General features: G+C 50.0%; 22 protein-coding genes and 1 other RNA gene. 9 read left to right on the forward strand and 14 right to left on the reverse strand.

Translation table 11 applies throughout. The features are described 5' to 3' along the window. Nucleotides 1-5 precede the first annotated feature (5 nt). A complete protein-coding gene (gene folA / locus QZZ54_RS17715; protein WP_290705115.1) occupies nt 6-512 on the reverse strand; it encodes a type 3 dihydrofolate reductase in 507 nt (168 codons plus the stop codon). A gap of 84 nt (nt 513-596) precedes the next feature. On the opposite strand from folA, the gene QZZ54_RS17720 reads away from it, so the two are divergent. Both QZZ54_RS17720 and QZZ54_RS17725 read left to right on the forward strand, forming a co-directional pair. After that, nucleotides 597-1,448, forward strand: coding sequence for a thymidylate synthase (locus tag QZZ54_RS17720; protein ID WP_290705118.1), 852 nt, complete (start codon nt 597-599; stop codon nt 1,446-1,448). Nucleotides 1,449-1,513: 65 nt separating this feature from the next. Then, nucleotides 1,514-2,065: an NUDIX hydrolase gene (locus QZZ54_RS17725; RefSeq protein ID WP_290705121.1), complete on the forward strand. Its 552-nt coding sequence runs from the start codon at nt 1,514-1,516 to the stop codon at nt 2,063-2,065. A 95-nt stretch (nt 2,066-2,160) separates the two neighbouring features. Here QZZ54_RS17725 and lgt read toward each other — a convergent pair whose 3' ends face one another. After that, nucleotides 2,161-2,958, reverse strand: coding sequence for a prolipoprotein diacylglyceryl transferase (gene lgt, locus QZZ54_RS17730; protein ID WP_290705174.1), 798 nt, complete (start codon nt 2,956-2,958; stop codon nt 2,161-2,163). 114 nt (nt 2,959-3,072) lie between these two features. Here lgt and QZZ54_RS17735 point away from each other — a divergent pair, with 114 nt between their 5' ends. Continuing rightward, nucleotides 3,073-3,846 (forward strand): NRDE family protein, encoded by a 774-nt coding sequence (locus QZZ54_RS17735; protein WP_290705124.1) that lies wholly within the window; start codon nt 3,073-3,075, stop codon nt 3,844-3,846. Here QZZ54_RS17735 and ptsP read toward each other — a convergent pair. Further along, on the reverse strand, nt 3,833-6,112 hold the full coding sequence (gene ptsP, locus QZZ54_RS17740; RefSeq protein WP_290705127.1) for a phosphoenolpyruvate--protein phosphotransferase: 2,280 nt from the start codon (nt 6,110-6,112) through the stop codon (nt 3,833-3,835). The two genes, QZZ54_RS17735 and ptsP, sit on opposite strands and share 14 nt — an antisense overlap. Before the next feature lie 7 nt (nt 6,113-6,119). After that, complete coding sequence (locus QZZ54_RS17745) at nt 6,120-6,623, reverse strand: RNA pyrophosphohydrolase (RefSeq protein WP_290705129.1); 504 nt, start codon at nt 6,621-6,623, stop codon at nt 6,120-6,122. 137 nt (nt 6,624-6,760) lie between these two features. Between QZZ54_RS17745 and QZZ54_RS17750 the strand changes: the two genes are divergently transcribed. Further along, nucleotides 6,761-7,414, forward strand: a complete 654-nt coding sequence (locus QZZ54_RS17750; RefSeq protein WP_290705132.1) for an HAD family hydrolase — start codon at nt 6,761-6,763, stop codon at nt 7,412-7,414. A 169-nt stretch (nt 7,415-7,583) separates the two neighbouring features. Next, on the forward strand, nt 7,584-7,988 hold the full coding sequence (locus QZZ54_RS17755; RefSeq protein WP_290705135.1) for a CBS domain-containing protein: 405 nt from the start codon (nt 7,584-7,586) through the stop codon (nt 7,986-7,988). Between the two features lie 70 nt (nt 7,989-8,058). On the opposite strand, the gene QZZ54_RS17760 is transcribed toward QZZ54_RS17755, so the two are convergent. From QZZ54_RS17760 to QZZ54_RS17795, 8 genes are all read right to left on the reverse strand, one after another. Further along, nucleotides 8,059-9,096, reverse strand: a complete 1,038-nt coding sequence (locus QZZ54_RS17760) for an NADP(H)-dependent aldo-keto reductase (protein WP_290705138.1) — start codon at nt 9,094-9,096, stop codon at nt 8,059-8,061. Nucleotides 9,097-9,118: 22 nt separating this feature from the next. Further along, nucleotides 9,119-10,309, reverse strand: a complete 1,191-nt coding sequence (locus QZZ54_RS17765) for a class I SAM-dependent rRNA methyltransferase (protein ID WP_290705141.1) — start codon at nt 10,307-10,309, stop codon at nt 9,119-9,121. A gap of 114 nt (nt 10,310-10,423) precedes the next feature. Continuing rightward, nucleotides 10,424-10,816, reverse strand: coding sequence for a glycine cleavage system protein GcvH (gcvH, locus tag QZZ54_RS17770; protein WP_290705144.1), 393 nt, complete (start codon nt 10,814-10,816; stop codon nt 10,424-10,426). Between the two features lie 24 nt (nt 10,817-10,840). Further along, complete coding sequence (gcvT, locus tag QZZ54_RS17775) at nt 10,841-11,947, reverse strand: glycine cleavage system aminomethyltransferase GcvT (RefSeq protein ID WP_290705147.1); 1,107 nt, start codon at nt 11,945-11,947, stop codon at nt 10,841-10,843. 213 nt (nt 11,948-12,160) lie between these two features. Beyond that, nucleotides 12,161-13,420: a UbiH/UbiF/VisC/COQ6 family ubiquinone biosynthesis hydroxylase gene (locus tag QZZ54_RS17780; protein ID WP_290705150.1), complete on the reverse strand. Its 1,260-nt coding sequence runs from the start codon at nt 13,418-13,420 to the stop codon at nt 12,161-12,163. A 37-nt stretch (nt 13,421-13,457) separates the two neighbouring features. Then, entirely contained in the window at nt 13,458-14,744 is a 1,287-nt protein-coding gene (ubiH, locus tag QZZ54_RS17785; protein WP_366645872.1) for a 2-octaprenyl-6-methoxyphenyl hydroxylase, read from the reverse strand. A gap of 29 nt (nt 14,745-14,773) precedes the next feature. Beyond that, nucleotides 14,774-16,087, reverse strand: a complete 1,314-nt coding sequence (gene pepP, locus QZZ54_RS17790) for a Xaa-Pro aminopeptidase (RefSeq protein WP_290705180.1) — start codon at nt 16,085-16,087, stop codon at nt 14,774-14,776. A 19-nt stretch (nt 16,088-16,106) separates the two neighbouring features. Next, nucleotides 16,107-16,700 carry a UPF0149 family protein gene (locus QZZ54_RS17795; protein WP_290705153.1) on the reverse strand — a complete coding sequence of 198 codons (594 nt, stop codon included), beginning with the start codon at nt 16,698-16,700 and terminating at the stop codon, nt 16,107-16,109. A gap of 139 nt (nt 16,701-16,839) precedes the next feature. Here QZZ54_RS17795 and QZZ54_RS17800 point away from each other — a divergent pair, with 139 nt between their 5' ends. The 4 genes from QZZ54_RS17800 (at nt 16,840) to QZZ54_RS17815 (ending at nt 18,346) form a co-directional block, all read left to right on the forward strand. Beyond that, nucleotides 16,840-17,049 carry a DUF904 domain-containing protein gene (locus QZZ54_RS17800; protein WP_290705156.1) on the forward strand — a complete coding sequence of 70 codons (210 nt, stop codon included), beginning with the start codon at nt 16,840-16,842 and terminating at the stop codon, nt 17,047-17,049. Next, nucleotides 17,046-17,351, forward strand: a complete 306-nt coding sequence (locus tag QZZ54_RS17805; protein ID WP_290705159.1) for a cell division protein ZapA — start codon at nt 17,046-17,048, stop codon at nt 17,349-17,351. Before QZZ54_RS17800 ends, QZZ54_RS17805 begins: the two co-directional genes overlap by 4 nt. Before the next feature lie 184 nt (nt 17,352-17,535). Further along, nucleotides 17,536-17,714: non-coding RNA, 6S RNA (ssrS, locus tag QZZ54_RS17810), on the forward strand. A 26-nt stretch (nt 17,715-17,740) separates the two neighbouring features. After that, entirely contained in the window at nt 17,741-18,346 is a 606-nt protein-coding gene (locus tag QZZ54_RS17815) for a 5-formyltetrahydrofolate cyclo-ligase (RefSeq protein WP_290705162.1), read from the forward strand. A 22-nt stretch (nt 18,347-18,368) separates the two neighbouring features. Here QZZ54_RS17815 and QZZ54_RS17820 read toward each other — a convergent pair whose 3' ends face one another. After that, a complete protein-coding gene (locus QZZ54_RS17820) occupies nt 18,369-18,494 on the reverse strand; it encodes a hypothetical protein (RefSeq protein WP_290705165.1) in 126 nt (41 codons plus the stop codon). A gap of 176 nt (nt 18,495-18,670) precedes the next feature. Beyond that, a complete protein-coding gene (locus QZZ54_RS17825; protein ID WP_290705168.1) occupies nt 18,671-19,591 on the reverse strand; it encodes an AEC family transporter in 921 nt (306 codons plus the stop codon). Nucleotides 19,592-19,738 lie beyond the last annotated feature (147 nt).

A 19,738-nucleotide genomic window follows, 5' to 3' on the forward strand; every position in this document is an offset into this window, starting at 1 on the left:
CACCTTCAGGAGATCCGTTTCAGTACGATAAAGCTATAGTTGTAGGGATTAGGCCCGTCAGCAGCAAAATCTTCCCGGCCGATCTCAGCCCAGTCACCGGGATTAAACGCCGGAAACCAGGCATCACCTTCAACTTCAGCATGCACCTGAGTCAGATAGAGTCGATCTGCCAGCACCAGCGCCTGCTCATAGATCTGTGAGCCACCAATAATCATCGCCTCATCACAGCCATTCACAAGACAGACACTCTCAGCCAGCTCACGGGCTGCTTCCAGACTATGCACTACCTTTACATTCTCGGGTTGATAACCAGTGTCCCGAGTCACCACAATATTGGTGCGACCAGGCAATGGCCGACCGATCGATTCAAACGTCTTACGCCCCATGATAATCGGCTTACCCATAGTCACCTGCTTGAAATAACGCAGGTCTTCCGGCAGATGCCAGGGCAGGTTGTTATTGATTCCGATTACCCTATTTTCAGCCTGAGCAACAATGATCGCCAGGTTCATATAATCTCCTTAATACTGGTACCAGCGCACTGCTGTTTGGTAACATTGCTAGCTGAATTTAACCACAGGGTTAATAACAAACCAATGAGACAATACCTCGATCTGTGCCAAAGGCTAATTAATGAAGGCGTCTGGGTGGAAAATGAACGCACCGGAAAGCGCTGCCTGACCGTAATTAATGCCGACCTTACCTACGACGTCGCCGCTGGGGAGTTCCCATTGGTGACAACCCGTAAGAGCTTCTATAAATCAGCCATCGCTGAAATGCTGGGTTATCTGCGCGGCTACAATAACGCTGAAGACTTCAGAAAGATCGGCACCCGCACCTGGGACGCCAATGCCAATGACAATGAAGCCTGGCTAGCCAATCCGTACCGCAAAGGCGACGACGATTGTGGCTTTATCTACGGAAAAGTGGGCAGAAACTTTCCTAAGCCAGATGGTGGCAGCATCGATCTGTTGCGTAAAATTGTCGACGACCTGAGCAACGGCATCGATGACCGTGGGGAAATCTACACTTTTTATCATCCGGGGGCATTTCATATGGGCTGCCTGCGTCCCTGCATGTACAGTCACCACTTTTCTCTGCTCGGCGATACTCTCTACCTGAATAGCACGCAGCGCAGCTGTGATGTTCCACTGGGCCTCACCTTTAATATGGTTCAGGTATATTTCCTGTTAGCGATCATCGCCCAGATCACCGGCAAGAAGCCTGGCAAGGCATATCATAAGATCGTCAATGCACACATCTATGAAGACCAGGTTGAGTTGATGCGTGACGTTCAGCTTAAACGTGAACCATTAGGGTTACCCACCTTGAAGATCAATCCGGATATTAAGACACTGGAAGATCTGGAAACCTGGGTCAGCACTGATGACTTTGAAGTAGAAGATTATCAATACCACGACGCAATTCAGTACCCTTTCTCGGTATAGCTTAGCACCCAGGACGGGCCTTTCAATTGGCCCGATTCCTTCTCTTAGATAAAACAGAAACCATAATGTCGAAAATTAAAGTTGGTGGATGGCAACAAAAAAGCCAGGAGACCGTCTACGAAAACCCCTGGATACAGGTTCAACATGAAGAGGTAATCCGCCCCAATGGAACCGAAGGGATTTATGGCGTAGTTCACTTTAAGTCACACGCTATCGGCATAATTGCGCTCGACGATGATGACAATACCTGGCTGGTCCGACAGAGCCGTTACCCCAATAATGAAACCACTATAGAAATACCTGAGGGCGGCGGCCCATTAGATGAACCGCCACTTGAAGCGGCCAAACGGGAACTGCTAGAAGAAACCGGTTTAACCGCAGAGCATTGGCAACCCTTTATGGAGTTAAGAACCTCCAACTCGGTCACCGATGAGATCGCCTTTATTTTTCTGGCAACCGGCCTCAGCCAGGGTAAACAGCAACTGGAAGACACCGAAGATATCGAACTGATAAAAATCAAAACAACCGAAGCCATTGAGATGGCCATTAACGGAGAGATCACTGACGCCATGTCGGTTGCAGCGTTACTGAAGCTAGCATTGCTCCGCCGGGGCTAGCATTTCGACAGATGTTAGCGCCTCTTCACGCCCCCCTTATCACAGCAGATTCTATATCTGTATCTATGCGAAACCACTGACTAGCCTACGCCAACTTAACCCCGTGTTTCTGCTGTATTGTTCCGATAGGCCACCACCAGCAGCACAGCTCCCAGCACAATCATCGGCAACGACAATAGCTGCCCCATGGTCATCCAGTCCAACGCAACAAAACCCAGCTGGACATCCGGCTGACGGAAGAACTCAACACTCGAACGAAAGAGGCCATAAAGAATCAGAAACAATGCTGACACTGCCATTTTAGGCCTGGGTTTCGATGAATAGAACCAGAGAACCGTAAACAGCACTACACCTTCAAGAGCAAATTCGTAGAGCTGCGAAGGATGGCGCGCCAGCATATCGCCAGCACGGGGAAAGATAACCCCCCAACTCTGATCCGTAGGACGCCCCCAAAGCTCTCCACCGATAAAATTACCTACCCGTCCCGCACCAAGCCCGATTGGAATCAGTGGCGCAACAAAATCACCGATATCAAAATAACTTTTCTTATACTTATGGGAGAAGTAGCCGATCGCAGCTATCACACCTAACAACCCTCCATGAAAAGACATCCCTCCTTCCCAGACAGCAAACAGCCATAGCGGGTCATCAAGGAACTGACCAAAGTTATAAAACAGCACATACCCAAACCGGCCACCCAACACCACACCGACAGCACCCAAGAAAATCAGATCCGACACCTGATCTTCGGTCCAGCCAGAACCCGGACGACGGGCCCGCTTCCCCCCCAGATACCAGGCGGAGGCAAAACCAACCAGATACATCAGCCCATACCAGTGAATTTTCAGTGGTCCAAGCGCCACCGCTATCGGATCAATCTCATGAACCCACATCTGACCTGTCATCCTTTTTTACTAGAAAACTGCGCAATCCGCGCATCCTAGAATAGATATATTAAAGTTTTTGGTTTTAAATAAAGCCGATATGATACCAGCTGAGAGACCACTGTGTGCCTGATTCTATTCGCCTATAACTACCATCCAGACTACAAGCTGATTCTGACAGCAAACCGGGACGAGTTCTATGCCCGGCCAACACGGCCGATGCAGTTTTGGCCAGAACAAAGCAACCTAGTGGCAGGCAAAGATCTGGAACAGGGAGGCACCTGGCTGGGGCTGACTAGTCAGGGTCGTTTCTCAGCATTGACCAATCACAGAGATGGCCGTCGACAAAAACAGGGCGAACGCTCCAGAGGTAACCTTCCATTAGAGTTTCTGCTCAGCGAGCAAAGCTGTGAAGCTTTTATCCGCTCGACATCACTCGATGCGTTTGATGGTTTCAACCAGCTGATCGATGATGGCAATCAGCTCTGCTATCTTTCGAATCGCAGCGAACCTCTACAACCGATTCCGGCGGGAATACATGGCATTAGCAACGCCGTATTCGACACACCCTGGCCCAAACTTGAAGCCCGCAAAGCCGCACTAAAAAGCTGTATCGATAGCGGCGAGCTGAGCAGTGATAAGCTGATTCAATTGATGGCCAACACCGACACTTTTCCTGACTCTTTGCTGCCGGATACCGGCGTCACCCCCGATTTTGAGCGCATGATCTCAGCCAGTTTTATTCGCTCGGAGAATTACGGCACCCGAGCAACCACAGCGCTGTTGATTAAACACAACGGGGAAGCAGAGATAGTCGAGCAGAACTACGATAAAAAGGGCACAACCGAACGCAACAGCATCCGGCTCATGCTGAAACAGATAATCAATCAGGAATAGTCGGACGCGTAAGCTGACCCAGACCTAAATCCATCAGCGTCTGACGTAGCTTCATATGGATCTTATCCACATTATCCATAACAATAATCTCGCTGAGCAGCTCTCTTGCCTGCTCAAAACTGATACCGCGAAGGGCAAATTTCACTTTCGGCAGATTGGTCGCGTTCATTGAGAGAACATCATAACCCATCGCCATCAAGAGAATAGCCCCTCCGGGATCGGACGCCATCTCACCGCAAATACTCACCGACACATTCTCTTTATGGGCTTCCAGCGCGATAAACTGCAGCGCTTTCAGAACTGCCGGATGGTATGACACATAGAGACCCGCAACCCGTGGATTATTTCGGTCAACCGCCAGCAAATACTGAGTCAGGTCGTTAGAACCCACAGAGATGAAGTCAACCCGACGCGCAAAACGACGCACCTGATAGACCGCAGCAGGTACTTCAATCATCACACCGATAAGCGGCTGATTGATGGCATAGCCCTCTTCCCGCAGCTCTTCCACCGCCTGAGCGATCAATTTTTTAGAATCATCCACTTCCTGCACATTGGTTACCATCGGCAGCATTATGCGCAGATTATCTAACCCTTCAGCAGCCCTCAACATGGCACGAATCTGTACGATAAAGATCTCCGGATGATCCAGTGTTACCCGAATACCCCGCCAGCCGAGAAAGGGATTGTCTTCTACAATCGGAAAGTATGGCAACGGCTTATCACCACCAATATCCAGGGTCCGCATCGTTACCGGACGAGGCGCAAAAGCTTCTAACTGTTGCCGGTAAGTATCTGTCTGATCCTGCTCACTGGGGAAAAAATCCCGAATCATAAAAGGAATTTCGGTACGGTAGAGACCGATCCCTTCCGCCCCCCGCTCCAGTGAACGGGCAACATCAGTGACCAAACCCGTATTAACCCAGAGTGGCATGCGATAGCCATCGGTAGTTTCCGCAGGTAGATCTTTCAGCCCCTCAAGCCCAGCGTTGACTTCATTCTCTTCGCGGATAATATCCTGATAGCACCGGGACAGATCGTCTGAAGGGTTAACAAAAACCCGACCGGAGTAACCATCGAGGATTACTTTTAATCCCTCTATGCGGGTATATGGCAGGTCAACGACCCCCATTACGGTCGGAATACCCATAGAACGGGCTAAAATAGCAGCATGGGAGTTACCCGAGCCGTTCACTGACAGTAAACCTATCAATTTCTCCGTGGGCACTTCACCCAGCATGGCAGGCGTCAATTCGTCAGCAACCAGAATGGTATTTTCAGGAAACACTATTTCAGACAGCGCCGGGCCAGACTCCTGCAAACAGGTCAGCATCCGCCTCCCCAGGTCTCGAATATCGCTTGCCCGCTCACGCAAATAGGGGTCATCCATCAATGAGAACTGATGAACATGCTCGCCAATGACTTTTTTTAAGGCGCCCTGAGCCCAGCTACCCTGCTTAATTTGAGCGATCACCTCGCCTGCCAAGGCGTTATCATCGAGCATACGAATGTACACATCGAACAGCTCGCGCTCTTCACTACGCAACCGCTTAGCCAGACTACGCCCGACCTTTTTAATATCCCGACGAACCTGAGACAGGGCTTTCTTAAATTTAGCAACTTCTGCTTTGATATCATCAATCTGACGATCGGGCACGCCATCCAGATCCGCCAGTGGAGTCATCACCACCGCAGGCCCTATAGCGACACCGATACAACCTGAGACCCCTTCGAACTTGCGGTCTGATTCGGTCTTATTGTGCTCAGAGATACGATTAATCGAGCCCGTTGCTTCAGCATGGGCAATCACCCCGGCTAACTGCGCCGACATGGTCACCATAAAAGCCTCTTCAGACTCATCAAACTTACGAATCAATTTCTGCTGCACCACCAAAACACCTAACAGGGTTCGGTGGTGAATGATCGGCACCCCAAGAAAAGCATGAAACTTTTTCTCACCGGTACCTTTTAGATAAGCAAATGCGCTGTGAATAGAGGCATTTTCAAGGTTGATCGGCTCAGCACGCTTTGCCACCATCCCGACAATACCTTCACCCAGCGAGAGTGATACCTGGCCTACCGATTTTTGATTCAACCCCTGTGTCGCCATCAACACATAACGCTCACGGGCCTGATCAAGCATGTAGATAGAACATACATCTGTGCGAATGGCACGCTGCACTCGTCGGACAATAACATCCAGCACCGACTCCAGGTCCGGTGCGGCGTTAACCTCCTGCACAATCTTACGCAGCGTTTCCAACATGCAGTGCTTACTCCTTTATGTACCAGCCACCCAGGACCAGCCGTGTCAGCTTAGGCGACAGCTCACGCATCGCCTTACGATAAACATCCCGTTTAAACGCAACCACTTGCCCCAAAGGATACCAATAGCTTACCCAACGCCAGCCATCAAACTCAGGGGAATCTGTTGAATCAATCTCTACTGCACTGTCGTCACTTAACATTCGCAGCAGATACCACTTTTGTTTCTGTCCTACACATACAGGATGGGAATGGTGCCTAATCATTCGTTTGGGCAGTCGGTACCGCAACCAGCCTCGGGTTACAGCGATAACCTCAACATCTTCAGGTGTGAGGCCAATCTCTTCTTTAAGTTCCCGATACATCGCCTCTTCCGGCGACTCTGACGCATTGATGCCCCCTTGAGGGAACTGCCATGCATTCTGGCCAATACGTCTTGCCCACAGCACCTGACCCATCGAGTTAGCCAGAATGATACCGACATTCGGCCTGAACCCGTCTGAATCTATCACGGTGAAGTCCTTAGAAAATCTTTTCGCTATTGTTCCATAATTTCAGGTACTTCAGCAAATAGCACGGAGAAACAATTGCCTCCTCTGCGGTGAGCCTCTATCCTAAGCGCTCTTTTTATACCCTTGGAGATGTTAAATTGAGCCTGGCAATTTTCGATCTGGATAACACCCTGCTGAATGGCGACAGTGATCACGCATGGGGCGAATTTCTTTGCGAGAAAGGGGTCGTAGACAGCGAGTTTTATCGTCAATCAAACGATTATTTTTACCAGCAGTACAAAGCAGGCACCCTAGATATCCATGAGTTTCTTGAGTTTGCACTGAAGCCACTGGCTGATAACGAGCCGCAAGCACTAACAGCGCTTCACCGGGAATTCATGGAGATAAAAGTCGCTCCCATGATGCTAAAAAAAGCGATCACACTACTTCAGAAGCACCGGGACCAGGGCGATTATCTACTTATCATCACCGCTACCAATCGCTTCGTTACCGGCCCAATAGCCGAGCTATTAGGCGTTGACGACACTCTCGCGACAGAACCTGAACTGATTGATGGCCGCTACACTGGCAAAGTTGCTGGCACCCCCTGTTTCCAGGCGGGAAAAGTAGAACGACTCAATAGCTGGCTTACAGAGACTCAGCATTCTTTAGAGAATAGCTATTTTTACAGTGATTCTATCAACGACAAACCACTTCTGGACCGGGTCACCAACCCAGTAGCCGTCGACCCGGATGAACTCTTAAAACAGGCTGCTGTAGAGAATGGCTGGCCGGTAATCAGCCTTCGCTAAAGCCGATAACCAGCACACCCAACAACGCCCCACACTGATCAATGGGGCGTTTTTTTGTGCCCATTAACCTCTGACTATTAACAAAATAGTCAGTTCTAATTGGTGAAATCACTATTTTACTGCAAGACTGTGAGTAAGCACTTTTAATAACAAACAGGAGGCGAAGACGATGATACTGATTAAAGACATCATGTCTGGGAACCTTACTCCACTCACTGAAGAGATGTCTCTGCCTCAGGCAGTAGATCACCTGATGACCAGTAATATGCTCGGCCTTCCTGTAGTGGATAATAACAAACGACTCACAGGCTTTCTTTCTGAACACGACTGTATCCCTTACCTACTTGGCGATAGCTACCATTGCGATAGCCACGTTTTAGTGAAGGATATGATGCAACGGGATCCATTAACGGTGAAACCGTCCAATACCGTACTGGAGCTGGCCCAGATAATGGCGACCAATAAACCAAAGATCTATCCAGTGGTTGAAAACGGTATTCTGGTCGGCTTGGTTAAGCGTGGGCAAGTCATGGCGGCACTCAATCAGCAACTAAAACAGTGCCGCGTGGCCTGACAGCGAGCACTAAAGAGATCACAAAGACAAAAAATGCGCCCTAGGCGCATTTTTTATAGCCGCTCTACGTCTATGGGCAGGGATTAGAGAAACGAGTACCAATCACTTCTATCTCTGCCAGCACCTCGTCTGAGAGTTTGAGATTGGTCGAGCCAATATTACTCTTCAGCTGCTCCATTGTGGTCGCACCAATAATATTACTCCCGACAAATGGACGACCGTTAACAAACGCCAACGCCATCTGAGCCGGGTCAAGACCGTGATCCCGCGCCAGCTGTACATACGCAGCGGTCGCTTGCAGGCCAGCCTCGGTCAAGTAGCGCGAGAACCGGGGAAACTGATTAATCCGTGCCTGCGGCCCCGCACTGCCATCCAGATATTTACCGCTCAACGTACCGAACGCCAACGGCGAGTAGGCCAGAAGATCGACCTCTTCACGCAATAGCACCTCAGTCAGCCCCACCTCATCCTTACGGTTTAGCAAGTTATAAGGATTCTGTACTGAAACCACCCGGGGCAGCCCCAACGCCTCAGCATAACTGAGAAACTTCATCACTCCCCAGGGCACCTCATTAGAGAGACCCACGTAGCGAATTAACCCTTCATCAACCAACTCTTTGAGCGCTTCAAGCGTTTCCAGAATAGGCGTTCCGTCCGTCTCCGGCTGATGTTGATAATTCAGCTGACCAAAAAAGTTAGTTGCCCGTTCAGGCCAATGCAGTTGATAGAGGTCGATATAATCTGTCTGTAAACGCTGCAGACTAGTGGTGATCGCTGCTCTGATATTAGCCTTATTAAGACGCACGTCCGGGCGGATATGTTGAGCCATCTCTGCGGGACCGGCCACTTTAGTGGCAATAATCAGCTGATCCCGGTTACCCCGGGCCTTTAACCAACTACCGATATACTGCTCCGTACGCCCCTGAGTTTCAGCCATTGGGGGAACGGGATACATCTCCGCCGTATCAATGAAGTTGATCCCTTGAGCCACCGCATAATCCAGTTGTTCATGAGCTTCAGCTTCACTATTCTGCTGCCCAAAGGTCATCGTTCCCAGACAGAGACGACTGACATTCAGATCACTACCACCGAGCAATTTACAGTCCATTATTCCCCCTTATCATATCTGCTTACGCGGTTGGCAACAGCCGAACAAAGTATGACTTAAGATAATCGGTTTCCACAATCGCCGGATGGATCGGGTGATCTGCACCCTGATGACCCTGATCAAAGATCTGCGCCTGACGTTCGACCGTGCGACTTTCTGAACGGATAATATCCACCAGCCGCTCCCGCTGCAGATGCATCGAGCAGGACGCAGAGATCAATATGCCGTTCTTTGCCACCAACCGCATCGCCAGTTGATTAATCCGCTTATAGGCTTGTTCACCATTACGGATATCCTTACGCCGTTGAATAAAGCCGGGCGGATCAAGAATCACCACATCGAACTTTTCATTCTCTTCCAAGAGCATTTTACAGCCTTCAAACGCATCGCCCTTGATCGTTGTAAAGCGCTCTGCGCCACCATTCAGGGCGGCATTCTGATCCGCCACATTCAAAGCAAACTCGGAGGCATCAAGACAGGTTACATGCTCAGCTCCCGCCGCCAGCGCCTGCACACCCCAGCCACCGATATAGCTAAACAGGTCCAGCACCCGCTTACCCTTCACATGTTGCTGCATCCGGGCCCGGTTGTCCCGATGATCATAGAACCAACCGGTTTTCTGTCCCGTATGTACCGGCGCAAGGAACGGCACGCCGTTCTCTTCGAACGGTACCAGTTCAGGCACTTCACCAAAGGCGACTTCAGAGTAGCTTTCCAGCCCTTCGGTCTGACGCATTTTGCCATCATTGCGGAATAAGATGCCTTGTGGCTTAAATACTTTCTCCAGCGCCGCAACGATATCCTCTTTGAACAACTCCATCCCTGCGGTAGAGATCTGTACCACAAAGATATCAAAGAACCGATCGATCACTAGCCCGGACAGACCATCGCTGTCACCAAAAATCAACCGGTAGCAAGGCTTATCAAAACAAGCTTCACGCAGAGACAGGGCGATATTCAGTCGATGGACAATCAGGGAGCGATCCAACGGAATCTTTACGTCGCGACTGAAAAGACGCCCACAGATCAATGTATTAGGGTTCACATAGGCCAGCCCTACCGGCTTACCACTGGAGCTCTCAACCACTACCTGCTCACCGGGCGTAAACTGCTTCAGCGGGGTCAGCTTAATATTGACTTCGTTGCTGTAGATCCAAACATGACCACCACGAAGACGCTTATCAGCACCGGGATTCAAACGTAATTGTTGCAAAGAAAGTTACCTTCAAGGTTACATTTTTTTTAATCGGACTTAGCACAGTATAGCCAGAGTCCAGAAAACAGAAAGCCCCGCCAGTGGCAGGGCTTAGTGGCCAAGACGTCGTTATCAGCTTTCGGCTTCGCACAACTCAGCATAGCCATCAGCATCCAACAGGCCTGCCGTTTCAGAGGCCTCTGACAGACGAATCTTAATAAACCAGCCATCACCATATGGATCACTGTTTACCAACTCAGGGGAGTCTTCCAGCTCTTCGTTGACTGCAACGATCTGGCCGCTGAGTGGTGCGTATATGTCAGAAGCCGCTTTTACAGATTCAACCACACCAATATCATCACCTACAGCGAAGTCGGCACCCACATCTGGAAGCTCAACAAACACTACATCACCCAGAAGATCCTGGGCATGATCGGTAACACCAATAGCAACCACGCCATCACCTTCATCACGGATCCATTCATGGCTGGCAACATACTTCAGATCACTTGGGATATCGCTCATTATTCTCTTTCCTACAGTGAGAGTTTATGAAAACACTTTCTCGCCATTACGTACGAATGACGGTTTAACCACTTTTACTTCTACCAGTTTGCCACGCATATCTACATGACATGTATCAGCAACATCAGCTGATACACGGGCCATCGCTATGGAACAGCCCAATGTTGGAGAGAAAGTACCACTGGTGATTTCACCCCCTTCCTCGCCATTTATAACAACTTTCTGGTGACTGCGCAGTACACCTCGGTTTTCCAGCACAAGACCGACCATCTTCTCTTGCACGCCAGCTGCGCGCTGCTTTTCCAGCGCGCTACGGCCAATAAAGTCACGCTCTGCTGGTTCCCATGCGACAGTCCATCCCATATTAGCAGCCAGTGGCGAGACTTTCTCGTCCATATCTAAGCCGTATAGGTTCATGCCAGCCTCCAGACGCAACGTATCCCGTGCACCCAGACCACATGGAGCTACATCCGCATCAAAAAGTGCCTGCCAGAAGTCGGCAACATACTCTTCCGGCACCATCACCTCAAGTCCGTCTTCGCCAGTATAGCCTGTTCTGGCAAAAAACCAGCCTTCAGACTCAACCCCCTGAAAGGGTTTCAAACCTTCAATTAGCTTGACCCGGGATTCACTCAGTATCGACTCGACTTTTACCAGTGCATTCGGCCCTTGAATCGCCACCATAGACAGCTCAGGGCGCTCGGTCAGAGCAACATCGTCAAACTGTGCCGTATGATCGGCCATCCAGCGAAGATCTTTCTCACGGGTCGCACAGTTAACTACGACGCGAAACCACTCACCCGCCACATCGGGATCGGTCATCAGGTATACGATCAGGTCATCAACAACCCCACCGGTCTCATTCAGCATCCCGCTATAGAGCGCTTTGCCCTGCTGCTGCAACTGGACAACATCATTCGCCAACAGGTACCGCAGGTACTCTTTACTGTCAGCTCCGGCTACATCGACCACCGTCATATGAGATACATCAAACATACCGGCATCGGTACGTACTTTGTGATGCTCTTCGACCTGTGATCCGTAATTAATAGGCATTTCCCAGCCGCCAAAACCAACCAGCTTGGCATTCATCTGCTGGTGCTTTTCGTATAGTGCGGTTTTCTGTCCCATACTCTGCAACTCTTTTATCCTGAGCAATCTTCGATCACTCTGTACTGGCACTGTTAATTATTATTCTCAGTACTGTGCCTTTAGGCTTCAACTGAAAAGGGCAGATAATGTATATAGATTCACCGGTCAGTGCAAATTTTGCCCAGCTTTTCCCCTGCGACATTAGTTCTAGCCCCATGAAGCCCCGTCTAAAGGGCTGATCGATGGTTCAGGCTAATCTCTGATCGGTCGACGCGCCAATCGTGGCACATTCCCACTCAACCCCATCGCCTGTTGAACCAGATGATTTTTAACCGGCGACAAACTATTCATCAGACTCATACCACTATTACGCAGCAATCTTGCCAATGGTTCTGTGGAATTAAATAACTGTTTAAAGCCTTCCATGGTCGCTGCCATCTGTAGATTTTCACTCTGGCGCGCCCGCTGAAAACGGCGCAGATGAAACTCGGCGTTCCACTGCACCCCTTTATCAAGACCATCCAATAGCACTTCAGCTAAGGCCGCCGCATCCATCAACCCCAGATTAACGCCCTGCCCAGCTAATGGGTGAATGGTATGAGCGGCATCACCAATCGCGGCAAAACCCGGCTTTACATATTGCCTGGCATGTCGCTGACGCAGTGGAAAGACAAAGCGCTGATCTGTATGCAGCACCTTGCCTAAACGAGACTCAAACGCCTGCTCAACGGCCTGACAGAAAGTGGCATCATCCAGACCCATCAACGCCTTAGCGTGATCCGGTGAGGTTGACCAGACAATAGAGCTCAGATTGTCTTCGGGCAACGGCAGAAACGCCAGCGGCCCATCATCGGTAAAGCGCTGCCAACAGGTGGCTTTATTAGATTGTTCAGTGGTTATTGTTGTCACTATGGCATGGTGACCATAATCCCACTCCCACATACCGATACCCGCTAAACGACGGGTATTCGACAGCGCACCATCGGCGGCAACGACACAGCGTACCTGGAGCTGTTCACCATTGCTCAGCGTCAGCAGGCGCTGGCTATCAGCATCCGCCTCTGAGAGTTCAGTAATCTCTACGCCCGTACTAAATTCAACATTTTCCTGGCCCGCGACCTGTTGAGACAAAGCAGACTGAGTCACCCGATTTTCAACAATATGGCCCAGACAGGGCTCGTGTAGTTCGGTGCAGTCAAAACGAATCTGACCGGTACCTTCACCATCCCAAACATCCATCGCCCGATAGGGCATCAGGCGCATCTGTTGGATCTGATCCCAGACACCAGCAACCGTCAGCACCTGTTGCGACGCCACCGTTAGGGCACTCACCCGGGAGTCATAACCCGTTGTACGCTGGGAAAGTTCCCAGGCCAAAGCTTGCTGCGGGTCGATATCTCTACTTTCGAGTATTCTGATTTTCAGACCACTCTCCGCCAGCAGTGCAGCCAGCGTCAGCCCGACCATACCGGCTCCGACTATTACCAGGTCTGTCTCGATCTGTTGACTCATTTGATTCCTCTATGCAGACATAAGAGCAGAACGAACATTAGCGCAGATCCGGCGTAGGCTGATCCAGCCCCATCGCGCTGCGGGCAAAAACGGTTTTAGCTAATGGACAGACATCCAGCAACTGTAATCCGGCACTGCGCCCCAGCGCCAGCAATGGATTGCTATTAGAAAACAGTCTCATGGTTTTATCACTAAAGCCGATCGTCTTCTGTTGGTCATTACGAACCTGCTCGGCAAACCGCGCAAGGTGATCGATATCACCCAGATTAACACCGGCTTCCCGCGCCTGAATCAATTCGGCAGCCAGTGCAACTACACCCCGTAGTGCGAGGTTGTAACCTTGTCCGGCAATCGGGTGCAACGCATGGGCAGCATTGCCCAACACCACCAGCCCCCTTCGGACCTGTTCATCGGCAACACTAAGCTTCAAGGGGTAATTAAACCGCTCTCCGACCTTAACAAACTGACCTGCACGATAACCAAAACGCTCATGTATACGGGCGATAAACTGCTCATCCGAGAGCTGCATAATCTCATCAATCTGTTCATCAGGCACCGTCCAGACCAACCCCATACGATGACTAACGCCCGCCTGCCTTTCATCGTCACCAACAGCCAGCGCTTCTAAGGGCAATAACGCCATCGGACCGGTATCGGTGAAACGTTCATAGGCGACATTGTTGTGGCTGGCTTCAGGACTAATATTAGTCACCACCGCGTGCTGTTGATAGTTCTGCTGCTGATAGCCGATACCCAGCTGCTCGCGCAGATCTGATCGACCACCATCGGCCATCACCACCAACTCAGCCGTCAACTGATGCTCATCACCCTGAGCGGTCAGCGAGACGGCCATCCGTTCCTGCTGATAACACACACCACTGACCTCTGCCGGGCAGATAAAGTCTATGAAACTGGCATCATCCTGGGCCAAACGACTCAACAGTACCTGCCCCAGCCAATGATTCTCGACCACATAGCCCAACGCTGCTACCTGCTCATCTGCCGCATTTAGTCGGGCAGCGCCAAACCGCCCTTTGTCTGACACATGAATATCGGTAATAGGACACAAGTGCTCGCGCAGCTGATCCCAGATCCCTATCTGCTCGTAGATCAGTCGGCTACCGTAAGCCAGGGCAGTCGCCCGGGCATCGTAACTGGGCTGGTATTCCAGACTACCCTTGTCGGGCATAGGAAAAGCTTCAATCACAGCGATGGATAAGCCCAACCGTTTGCCGGCAGGAATCAGCGCAGCCGCCAGACTGGCACCTACCATACCGCCACCAATGATCAGGATGTCGTAATGGGGTTTTATAGTAGCTTTCATAGAATCAGCGATTTCATATTTATAACAGCTCAGCGCGCCATCAGGGCTTCAATCTCAGCCACAGTTTTCGGAACACCTGCGCTGAAGTTTTCACAACCCTCTTCTGTGACCAGCATATCATCCTCAATACGAACACCTATGCCACGCCACTTCTCTTCAACCAGTTCATTCTGCGGCGAGATATAGATCCCCGGTTCCACGGTCATGACCATCCCCGCTTGCAGAGGTCGCCAGTCACCATCGACCTTATAATCACCCACATCATGCACATCCATACCTAGCCAGTGACCGATACGATGCATATAGAATGCTTTGTAAGCGCCGGTGTCGATCAGCCCTTCAATGTCACCTTTCAGCAGTCCCAGATCCACCAGCCCCTGGGTTAAGACCTGGACCGATATGTTATGAATTCTTATCCAGGGAACACCTGGACGAATGGCATCGATACAGGCCTGCTGAACCTGTAACACTAGCTCATAAATCGCCTTCTGTTCCGTACTGAATTTTCCTGATACCGGAAAAGTCCGGGTAATATCACCGGCATAATACTCAAGCTCACAACCCGCATCGATCAGCACCAGGTCGCCATCTTTCAGCACATCCCAGTTCTCGGTGTAGTGCAAAACGCAAGCGTTATCACCGCCACCCACAATGGAAGAATAGGCCGGCTGACGACAACCATTCACAGCAAAATGATGGGTGATTTCCGCTTCTAACTGGTACTCAGTCAAGCCTGGTTTACACTGCTGCATCGCCCGAACGTGGGCCTCTGCGGAGATTCGACCCGCTTCGCGCATCATCTCGACTTCATCATCCGCCTTAAATAAACGCATCTCGTGCAGCAGATGGTCGAGCATCACAATCTCGCCTGGTGCGACGGCCCCCATACGGGCTTGCTTACGGATGCTGTTAAGCCAGTCACGTACCTGACCGTCCAGGGTTTCATCTGTACCAATCGAATAATAGAGACGCTCAGAGCCCTGCAATAGCTGGGGCACTCGCTCATCAATTTCAGCGCAGCCGTAAGCCTGATCCACGCCGTACTGATTACAGACACCTTCAGGCCCGGCACGATAGCCGTTCCAGATTTCCATCTCCGGGTCACGAGCCCGGCAAAACATCACCACTTGCCCTTCATTACGGCCAGGAATCAGTATTAACAGTGCATCCGGCTCATTAAAACCGGTGAGATAATAGAAATCGCTATCCTGACGAAACGGATATTCCACATCCCGGTTTCGGGCCACCTCTTTCGCAGAAGGAATAACGGCCACACTTCCGGGGCTCATCTGGTCCATCAGCTGCTGGCGACGGGCGGCAAAACTAGACTGACTGATTCGCATATCCGCAGTTACTCCCTGCTCAGTGTAAAGTCTCATCCGGCGCAGCATCTTGCTGCGGCTGTGGATTAAACTCAGTGAAAATCATCATCGAAGACACCCGAATATACTCCTGAAGCTCCATCAAATCAGACTCACTATCCTCGCCAGCCTCAGGCGCCAGCTCAATTTGAGCGATCTGTTCCATATCACCCAACGCTTCTTTCAAGTCATCGGTCAAGGATTCATTGGTATGTCCGCCTTGTAAACCAAATCCGGTCAGGAAACCCTGACACCAACTACCCATCGCTTCGGCACGCTCTGAAAGGGCCAGGTCATCATCGGGTAACATCAGCTGAAAACCAAAATCTACCTGTTCTAGCTGAGCCAGAGCCCCATCGTAAAGATCGGTCAGTGCAAGCTTTGAAGACTCATGGCGATAATCAGTGATATCGGTTAGTTCGGCTGCCAGTTTCAACCAGGCTTCATGACCGAACCGGGCGCCTGCAGACAGATAACCGCACAGCAAGCCATGTAACTCTGCAGCACTGCTGGTCATACTATCTTCTGCAATCAACATATCGCAGATCTCATAATACTCAGGAATAAAGTCTTCTGGAGACTGGGTTTCAGACATGACGGAGCTACTCTATATAGGCTTAACTTTTATGGATTCATATCCTAGCACTTCAACCAGAGCGGCACCACGAAACAGCGCTCGATTACCAGCCATTTTCCGCTTATTATACTGACTCTGATAACTAGGCCTGAATGCTATGTCTGAGCACGCTTTAGAAACACTGGAACAACAGATCAATGAGCTAATCCTGCACTGCCAGCAACTTGAGCAGTCAAATCAGGATCTGCATCAGCAAATTGCCGAGCTACGTGAAGAACGTAACCATCGCCTGCAGGTTACGGGTAAAACAGATCAGAAAATTGAAGCGATGATCAGCCGCCTTAAAACACTGGAGCAACAGGCATGAGCAACTCCCCCCGCAATATCTCAGTGTCTCTGATGGGTAAAGAGTATATGGTCGCCTGCCCCGCTGAAGCAGAACCCGAATTACTCAAAGCAGCCGCTTATCTCGACAAGAAAATGCAAGAGATCAAAGCCAGCGGTCGGATAATAGGCACAGAAAAAGTTGCCGTGATGGCCGCGCTGAATATCGCTTATGAGCTGCATAACAATCAGACATCGGAACAACAGGCTATCAGCAATCGTCTGGGCCAACTGAGCCAACTGATCGAAGCAGCTCTACCCAACTCAAAAACAGTCACCAGCTAACAGGGTTTGTTCGCCCCGTCACTCCAAATAAATGCGGACAACTTCGTCCCGGTGTGAAAATTTTTCATCAAAAATAATAACCATTTATTTTCAATGGTTTAATTAAAACGCCCTATTTCTCAATTAGCACAGTTAAGTTTAAATTCAAGGCTGACTTTCGATTTTTGACCAGTATAATGGCAACAGCTCCCTGAGGTTATTGGTAGTCTGGTTAGTCCCTTGAGCCGATAATCACACTTTTGGAAGTTTCCAGGTTAAATGATGTGCATGTCCGCCAGACGGAAAGCCTAATTTTTTCCGGAGGCTACCACCTTGAACCTTCGGGTTCAGGGCCGATACCAGCGCCGTAACTTTGGGGAGTCTTTTATCTTTTCTTATATATCCCTCCTATGACCCAAGCCATTGATTTTAAAAAAAGTCTTCGCCGACAGATGCGTAAAGCCCGCCGATCAATTAAACCGGCGCAGCAGCGACAGCACGCAAAAGGCTTACTCTCGACCCTAAGGCGGCTCACTCAGTTCCGACGCAGCCAGAATATTGCTCTGTACCTACCCAGTGACGGCGAAATCAGTCCTGAAGAGGTCATCGATTACTGTCGAAAATTGGGCAAACAGTGTTATCTCCCGGTGCTTCACCCTGTCCGTCATAACCGTCTCTGGTTTATTCCGTACAACAAAGATACCGTTCTGATTAACAATATTTATGGTATTAAAGAGCCCTCATTAATCAAAGCTCCTCGTCGTCCGGCCTGGGCTCTTGACCTGGTTCTGCTACCGTTGGTTGCTTTTGATGAAGAAGGTGGACGACTAGGAATGGGGGGAGGCTACTATGACCGGACTTTTGCATTTAAGCAGGGGTGGCGCAAGAGTGGTGGAACCAGCCTGATTGGATTGGCACATGACCTACAGAAAGTAGACCGGTTAAAAACAGAGAGTTGGGATATTCCACTCGAAGGTATTGCAACCGAAACGCGTTTCTACCGCGCTATTCGGTAACTAAACCCTATCGATTAGAGATCTATCCCTTAAAAACCTGTCCAACGAGGGATACAAACTCGATATCTGCATTACTTACACCGGTAAATACAGTGCCCAGTACAAACACGGCGATCAGAACAACAACAAGATCCGGCCCTTTTTTCATTTTCTCTGCTCAAATACTACGGTTAGTTAGGTTGACAAAAACGGCGCCCAGTTTTCCATAACGCAAAAAATTTGCAAGTACTTTCCACTACTTATAAGCACTTTATCGACAAATACGTTAAAACCTTAACAAAAGACCCTGTTTTTCGGTTAAAAGTTCCATAAACTGTAAAATAATTACAAAAAAGCAGGAAATAACGTTAAAACAAGCGGCATCGTCGCCATTGAGATAAGAATTTGACCCGTAATAATTGCAGCCATGAGTTGAGCATCACCGCCTAATTGCCGCGCCAGCACATAGGCAGTAGATGCCGTGGGCAGCGCACTAAACATTAACAACACTTGTGCGACTAACACTGACTCAACAAACAAGCCGCAAATCACCAGCATCAGGCAAGGAAACAGCAGCAGTTTTACAGCACTGCTATAGATCACAGAACTACTCGTTTTGCGCAACGCTGTAAGATTTAATCCCGCACCCACCGCCAGCAAACCCAGAGGCAATGCAATACCACTCAACAGCCCGGCAACTGACGCCAGCGCCCAGGGAAGACCCACTCCCGAAATATTCAGAGAGATCCCCACCACACAGGCGATAATCAGCGGGTTTTTGACTAAAGCCAACAATACACTTAACAACCCTGCTTCTTTACGGGTATAGAAACTAAAGATCAACACACAAAGCAGGTTCAGCAGAGGCACCATAACAGCCATAACCACCGCAGCAACGGCTAATCCCTCATCACCAAACAACGCAGCGCTCGCCGCCAGACCAACATAGGTATTAAAACGCATCCCTCCCTGATAAACCGAGGTAAAACTGCTATTCGCCATCGGCTTTACCCATTGCACAATAACCAGCAGGCTGGTACCTGCCGTCAATAGCAGAACCACCGCCAACGCGACTTCGCCAATCGGCACGGCGCCGACATCAGCGAGGCTCAATTTGTAGATAAGTAGCACTGGAAATAACAGAAAATAGATCAATTTTTCTGCGGGCTCCCAGAACCCGTCTCCGGGAAACCCCATTCGTCGAATCGCATGTCCGACACAAAGCAGCGCAAAAATCGGCCATAATGCCGTGAGAATCTCGTTCATCTGTGTGTATAATCCAAATTAGGCTGCGAAAGCGGCAATAGAGCTGGTATCAACGGGGACAGTGATACCAGCACGGATATTCTATACAGGAGCAGGCAATAATGACATCTCTCGTACTTACAGTGATCGCCCCGGATAAGCCCGGTC

The sequence above is a fragment of the Amphritea sp. genome (assembly GCF_016744155.1).
Taxonomy (GTDB): domain Bacteria; phylum Pseudomonadota; class Gammaproteobacteria; order Pseudomonadales; family Balneatricaceae; genus Amphritea.